Below are 6,428 nucleotides of genomic sequence, written 5' to 3' on the forward strand. Positions count from 1 at the left end.
ATGGCCACTTCGCCTGCATCATCGCGGAAGGCATAGGTAGCAAAGCCCCCGCCGGTCAGGTCGGAATAGGGCGTGTCGACGAAGAGGTCATCGGCGCCGTCGAGCGCGTTGGGCTCAAAGACCAGCGTGACGCCCAACAATTCGGGATTGTCCGAGGCGATGCCGCGCACCAGCCGGCCCATTTCGTCACGATCGATGACCGGGGTTTCTGCCAGGGTTTTTGCCATGGTCGCCGTGGTGCGGGCGATGGAAATGGCGCCGGAAATATCGCGGGCAATGGAATTGCCATATTCGCGCAACAGGCCGCGCGCTGCCGCTTCTGCCTCGTCCTTGCTCGACTGCCACATCAGCGTTGAGCCGGCGAGCGTGACCCCGATCAGACCCACGGCAAAACCGATGCAGGTCAGGGCCATCAGGCGGCTGCGCATCGAGTGCAACTTCATCATGACAAAAGCCAGCAATGCCCACGCCGGACGGCGCAGCCGAACAATCGAAAGATCTCGGAAAAATCGGTTGGCTCCAGCCACGGAGAAGGCGTGCCCCACTCCAGCGGGCAGCATTCCCCTTCCGCGTCCCAGGGCAAACGCTAAAGGTGAATGGTTAATGCCCAGTAAGGATGGAGCGCCCGAAATGAGCTAAGCCACTCTGGACGCGACATATTATGCGTCCATCTCGAACGGGAACAGCAAAAGTCCAAGCCCTGGGTCAGGGCGTCACGAACAAAACTGACAGGGAAGAAGTGGCGGAGAGAGAGGGACTCTCGCGCCGGTTCCAAAAACACTAGGAAATCCGGTCTTTTTGAACCGCGTCCGATTGGCATTGTGTACCAGAGAACGGGATCAATTGTAAGGCCCATCTTCGCCTCTCGATCGCCGTGCCGAAGCTGCGCCGGCAGCCATAGTTGCAACCGCGCGGTGTTCTGGCGCGCGTCCAAGTATCCCACACATGCCTCAAACGAGGTTGTCGCTCACGCGCAGCGCAGGGCCGTGGACGAGAAGCGGGCTGAACTCCGCCATATCACCGCCGCCACCTGGCCATTGGCGGCATGAGCGTCCCTCGACGCAGCGACCGCCCGGATTGATGAATTTTCTTCATCAGGCCTAGCAGTGATCGTGACCTAGTCTCAGCGCTACCCCGCTCATACCTATGATGTGCAAAGGCGGGTCAACCAAGGCGGCCGCACCCCGTCCGGGTGCAGGCTGCGGTCGCTCCCCGCCTGGCCATGTTTCGAAGAACGTCATGGGAAACCATAACAGGCACCAGTTGCGCTCCACGACCTCCCCACGCCGCTCCGCGGTAGTGGTCGGCGGTTCGCTCGCCGGACTGATGACGGCGCTATCGTTGGCCCGCACCGGCATCAAAGTAACCGTTCTCGAGCGCTCAAGACCCACCGGTCGGACCGGGGCGGCGCTGCGCGTCGGGAGCGATCAGCTCTCGCGATTGGTCGACACTCACACCACGGGGCACGCGTTGACCCCTGGTCTGCACGCTTGGACCACTGTCCATGCCGCCCTTTCGGCAGCCGCGACCGCGACCGAGATCGAGTTTCATCATCATACCGAGATCGTCGAGATCGAACAGGACCACGACACGGCGAGGGCAATCGCATCCGATGGATGCAGCCATGGTTTCAATCGACCCGGATCGAAGGGCGCTAATTGACCTTTCGCTGACCCAATGATCTAAGCAATCTCATGATGGCACTAGAAGGCGAGTGGAGTCAGACGCTTAGCCCCGGTTACGTTCGGAACGAGCCGGTGCTCCAGAACCTGTTCTCCGCACTCCTCGATGGAGCCTCGATCGTCGAGCTACTGGGATCGTTTGGAACTGGGAAGACTACTCTCCTGCAGTCCCTGAAGTTCGACAGACCCGCTGTCTTCGATGGCGTTGTCGAGTATTTTATCGGCAGCTCCAGTTTCCCTCTGTCGCAGGCCGTTGATGTGATCGCCGACGCCTTCCGACGCTCCAAGGGCAGGAACTTACTCGTCATTGATGAAGCAGAGCGCTTGGACAGGGGCCATTTGTTGGAAAGCGTGAGTCGCCTCAGCACGGGCCCTTGGCGTTTCTCGACCATAGTCGCCAGCACGGAGCCGCTCAAAATTGGCCCTGTCATCCAGATTCTGCCCCTTAGCTACACCGACATGGGGCGGCTTCTCGAAGCTCAAATGGGCGAGACCCTACCTCGCGAGGTCCTCGCACGTCTCTGGGCAGCTTCGCAGGGAATTCCTCGACTAGGCCAGATACTGGCCACGCGATGGCGCGCCGGCGATGTTTCCACTCTTTCTGATCTCGCGGAAATCTTTGGCCCGCTGGCAATTCCTGGTCTTGTAGATCAAAATGGACGCCCATTGGCGCGAGGTGGCCAAACCGAGAAGGCAATTATCTCCGACGTTCGCTTCGTCAGCGACCAACTGTTCAAAATGGTGAGCGGCGATCCGAACCTGGTATATGCCTTGACCCCGCGCGAGTTCGAGGAGTTCTCGGCAGAACTGTTCCAGCGGCAAGGCTACAGTGTCACAATGACACCGCAGACACGCGATGGGGGGAAAGATCTATACCTCGCCAGGTCTGACGGGCTGGGATCTTTCCTCTATATCGTTGAATGCAAGCGATACGCCCCCGACAGAGCTGTTGGGGTAGGAGTTGTGCGAGAGCTGTTCGGGGTTGCCCAGCATGAACGGCTCACTGCTGCCATGACCCTTACCACCTCTCACTTCAGTGAAGAGGCACGAGAATTCGCGGCAGAAGTCCAGTATCAACTGAACTTGAAGGACTTCGTTGACTTGAAGCTGCTCTTGGCACCGTATCGAGATGATTGATCAGCATGCCATCCGCTCGGCGCTGCCACGACTGCACAGTAACCTCCGTATTCGCCCCACCAGCCAACCCCATTTCAGCCGCTGTGCTTGCAAACGAAATCGGAACAGGTTCAGGCTACAACCAGCGTTTTATCTCGCCGACTAGAAAAGCGGCACAGAACCGAGGCGACGGCATTGCCGCACGATGACGAAGACAAAGAGCTTGTGGCGTCCGTGGCCGAACAGTTCGCACTGCCAGTTGAGACCCTACAGAAACTGCTCGACCTGGCAGAGGATTTTCCTAACATGTCATCGAACCGGGCGAAGACCCGGCTCCTCCGCAGCGTGACCGAAATTCTCGACGCCTCGACGGAGGAGGAGCGGTGAAGTTCACTGCCATCGAGATCGAGAACATGTTCGCGTATGAGGGGCGATGCGTCATCGACCTTTCCGGAACCGACGAGCACCGCAACATCGTCCTGGTCAAAGGGCGAAACGGTGCCGGAAAGACCAGCCTGCTTAACGCAGTGAAGCTGCTGTTCCTTGGATCACGTGACGAGGGCCTGAGGCGAGTAGGGTTCGGAAGCACAAGCCTCTCCGAGAAGCACTACGTCCTCGGTCAGCCCGGACGCTGGTACGGGGTGTTCAACAGCACCGCTCGGCGCAAGCATGTCACTGAGGCCTCCATCGCGCTTCGGTGGCTCGAAGGAGGCCAAGCGTACGTGGCGAAGCGATCTTTCGTGGGCCTAAGACACTTCACCATGTTTGCGGAGACCGCTGAGTTTGGAAAAGAAGGGAGTTTGGTCAAGGGGGATGAGGCCGAGTTCGCTTTGCAGCAGCTTCTCCCTCGTGAGGTGGTTCCATTCTTCTTCTTCGACGCCGAGCACATTCAGTCGCTCGCTGATGCAGAGATCGGACGAGAGCGATCCGAGATAGAACGCCTGCTCGGCCTCTCTTTCATTGCTCACTTGATGCAGCAGACCGACGAATACGTGAAGGCGCGGAATCGCGCCGGGCTCTCCGCCGAAAATCAACTCAAGCTCGTCGCAGCGGAGAACGCTGCCAGGCAGGCCCGCGCCAACGAGGAGGCAAGCGCTAGGACGCGGGTCGACGCGGAAGAGGACTTGATGGACCTCGAGCGGCGACGTTTCCTGCTGGATGAGGAGCGGACGAGGCTCAGAGGCGGAGCGCTTTCCGAATCGGAGGGCCGGCGGATCAATGGACGATTGGAGAATTTGGCGGCGGAGCGCCAAGTGCTCGCCGATGAGTTGGCCGAGAGACTGCCAGCAGAAATCGTTTTCCGCACACAGCCCCGCTTGGTGTCCGATGCGTTCACTATGCTGGATCAGCAAGCAATGGCCGATATCAGCCTTGCCGGAAAGCTCCATAGAGAGCTACCGAACCAGACAGTCATTATCCTCGAGAGCGTCGAACCGCCTGTCGTGCTTACCCAAGTCCAGCGCGAGTCCGTGGAAGACGGCGTGCGATCCGCGCTCCGGACGTTGGGCGTCTCGGTCAGTCCGAGTCACGCCGTTCTCTCGTCTCTGAGCTCTCGAAAGGCGAAGGCTCTGCGTGACGTGTTCTTGTTGTACGCTGAACGTGGTCGCGTCGATTTTTCCCATGATCGAGGGATGTTACGGCGCATGCGTGAGCTCGTCAGCGAAACCCAGCGGCTTCAGAGGGAACTGGACGAGGCCGAGCTCACCAGTGACGAGTCCAGAGGGCGCTACGAGCGCCTCACCGAGGAACTCCTGCAGGTCAACGAAAGCATAAAGGATGCAGCGAGGCGTTCGGCGCAGGCCGAGGCCGCCGAAGAGCGTCATAGGAAAGAAGCACTGGAATATGATCGCGCTGTAGAGCAGGCGATGGAGCGCGCCAAAGAAACCTCCAAGAACGACGCGAAATATCAGCTCGGCCTTCGGACGAAGCGAGCTCTCGATTCCTATTTGCAAGGACGGCGAGCACAGATACGTGCTTCGGTCGAACGACGTCTGCGGGAGAAGGTGGGGATTCTCCTAGGTCCGACGCGGCTCATCAAGAGCATAGATCTGAACGATCAATTTGTGATGACCTATCTTGATGAGCAGGGAGAAGAGGTTGCCAGGCACAGTGTGTCGGCCGGCATGCGCCAGTTGTTAGCGATGGCGATGCTCTGGGCGCTGAACGAAGAAGTCGGCCGCTCACTACCGGTCATCGTGGACACGCCTTTGGGCCGCATCGACCAAGAAAACCGCGACATGCTTTTGGTGGAGTACTTTCCGAACGCGGGCAATCCGCTGGTGCTGCTCCCGACCAACACGGAATTCACGGATCACGCTCAGGATCTTATCGGTGATCGTATCGCGCACACCTATCAGATCGACAACCAGGACGGCACGAACGCCGTCGTCGGTGAGGTGAGATGAGGGATTCCCTGTTCTTCTCGGAGGATGAGCGCCTGTTCTTCGGGCGCGTCATCGATGATGGATTGCTGCAGACCGACAGGCGAGGCGTGTTCTGGTGGGTGGTGCGAATGGCGATCGCACGTTCTATGCAGATGGAAGAAGAGCCCGACGAACGTTTTCGTGCCCCTCCCAAGGCCCCAAGCGAGTTGAAACTCGAGCAGATCACGAGCAAAGGCAAGGATACCACCACCGACGACGCCTTCGTCCTTCTGCTCTCGCTGAAGCACGGTGAAGATTTGTTCGAGGACAATGACCGGTATGTGGAGCTTCTTCAGCGTCACGCGCGCCGGGGCTTGGAGCTCCTGGCAGAATCCTGGCGGCCCGGCACCAGCTTTCATGACGTTCTCCTCGATGGATTGTACTACTCGGACCACGCTGCCTCCCCTTCCGAGACCATGGCCGACACCATCGAATTCGGCATCCTCCAGCGCGGCTTAGAGCAGGTCGGCGTGAACGCAACTCTTGTGGGCGAACCCATCCAGGGTCCACGATTGAACAGGTACCGCCTGACGCTCGCAACGGTCGAGGACTACGACCGCCTTCGCAAAGGATTGGAAGATCTATCCTTTGCGATCGGTCTTGGCGCCGGCAACATAGCACTCGGTCGGGAGACCGGGGGAGAACGACGAGTCGTTCTCGATGTGCCTCGCCCCTCAGGCGCATGGAAAGACGTTCCTTGGTCGCCGCTGACGGCAGCGTTGGAAGCTGCCGACGGCGATATGCCAGTCGCACCGGGTGTCGACGTTCTCGGTAATGCTTTCGTCTTCGATCTTGCGGAGACGCCGCACCTTTTCGTGGCCGGAGCGACCGGTAGCGGGAAATCAGTGTGCGTGAATGCCATTTTGTTGTCCTTGCTGCGCCTGGACCGCCCCCCTGAATTGATCATGATAGATCCAAAGGGAGTGGATTTTGCGGACTATGACGGCCTTCGGTTGCTCAGGGGACGAAGGGTTCTTACGGACATGGACGAAGGGGTGGCCGCTCTCCGGGCTCTTACGGAAGAGATGGACGCCAGGCAGGCGATGCTGAGAGACCTCGGCGCGCGAAACATAGCCGAGGCCCAACAGAACGGAAGCGAGCTGCGTAGGCTGGTGGTCGTTGTCGACGAGCTTGCAGACTTCATGATGACGAGATCGGGCGCGGATGAACCATTGATCCGGCTTGCCCAGAAAGCTTGCGCGGTGGG

At 59.3% G+C, this 6,428-nt stretch carries 6 protein-coding genes; 5 read left to right on the forward strand and 1 reads right to left on the reverse strand.

What is annotated here, in order from left to right:
- The coding region (locus J0I64_RS21870; RefSeq protein WP_291412288.1) for a hypothetical protein at nucleotides 1-446 on the reverse strand (446 nt) is incomplete at its 3' end.
- A 793-nt stretch (nucleotides 447-1,239) separates the two neighbouring features.
- Between J0I64_RS21870 and J0I64_RS21875 the strand changes: the two genes are divergently transcribed.
- The 5 genes from J0I64_RS21875 to J0I64_RS21895 form a co-directional block, all read left to right on the forward strand.
- Complete coding sequence (locus J0I64_RS21875; RefSeq protein ID WP_291412290.1) at nucleotides 1,240-1,662, forward strand: FAD-dependent oxidoreductase; 423 nt, start codon at nucleotides 1,240-1,242, stop codon at nucleotides 1,660-1,662.
- Between the two features lie 95 nt (nucleotides 1,663-1,757).
- Complete coding sequence (locus tag J0I64_RS21880) at nucleotides 1,758-2,819, forward strand: restriction endonuclease (protein ID WP_291412293.1); 1,062 nt, start codon at nucleotides 1,758-1,760, stop codon at nucleotides 2,817-2,819.
- A gap of 174 nt (nucleotides 2,820-2,993) precedes the next feature.
- Entirely contained in the window at nucleotides 2,994-3,185 is a 192-nt protein-coding gene (locus J0I64_RS21885) for a hypothetical protein (protein WP_291412294.1), read from the forward strand.
- Complete coding sequence (locus J0I64_RS21890) at nucleotides 3,182-5,203, forward strand: AAA family ATPase (RefSeq protein ID WP_291412296.1); 2,022 nt, start codon at nucleotides 3,182-3,184, stop codon at nucleotides 5,201-5,203. Before J0I64_RS21885 ends, J0I64_RS21890 begins: the two co-directional genes overlap by 4 nt.
- Nucleotides 5,200-6,428: FtsK/SpoIIIE domain-containing protein (locus J0I64_RS21895; RefSeq protein WP_291412298.1), on the forward strand; the 1,229-nt coding region annotated here is incomplete at its 3' end. The genes J0I64_RS21890 and J0I64_RS21895, both read left to right, overlap by 4 nt.

The sequence above is a fragment of the Devosia sp. genome (assembly GCF_017307565.1).
Taxonomy (GTDB): domain Bacteria; phylum Pseudomonadota; class Alphaproteobacteria; order Rhizobiales; family Devosiaceae; genus Devosia.

Coding starts and splice junctions, on each gene's coding strand:
- J0I64_RS21875 (WP_291412290.1), top strand. CDS start 1,240: ATGGGAAACCATAACAGGCACCAGTTGCGCTCCACGACCTCCCCACGC.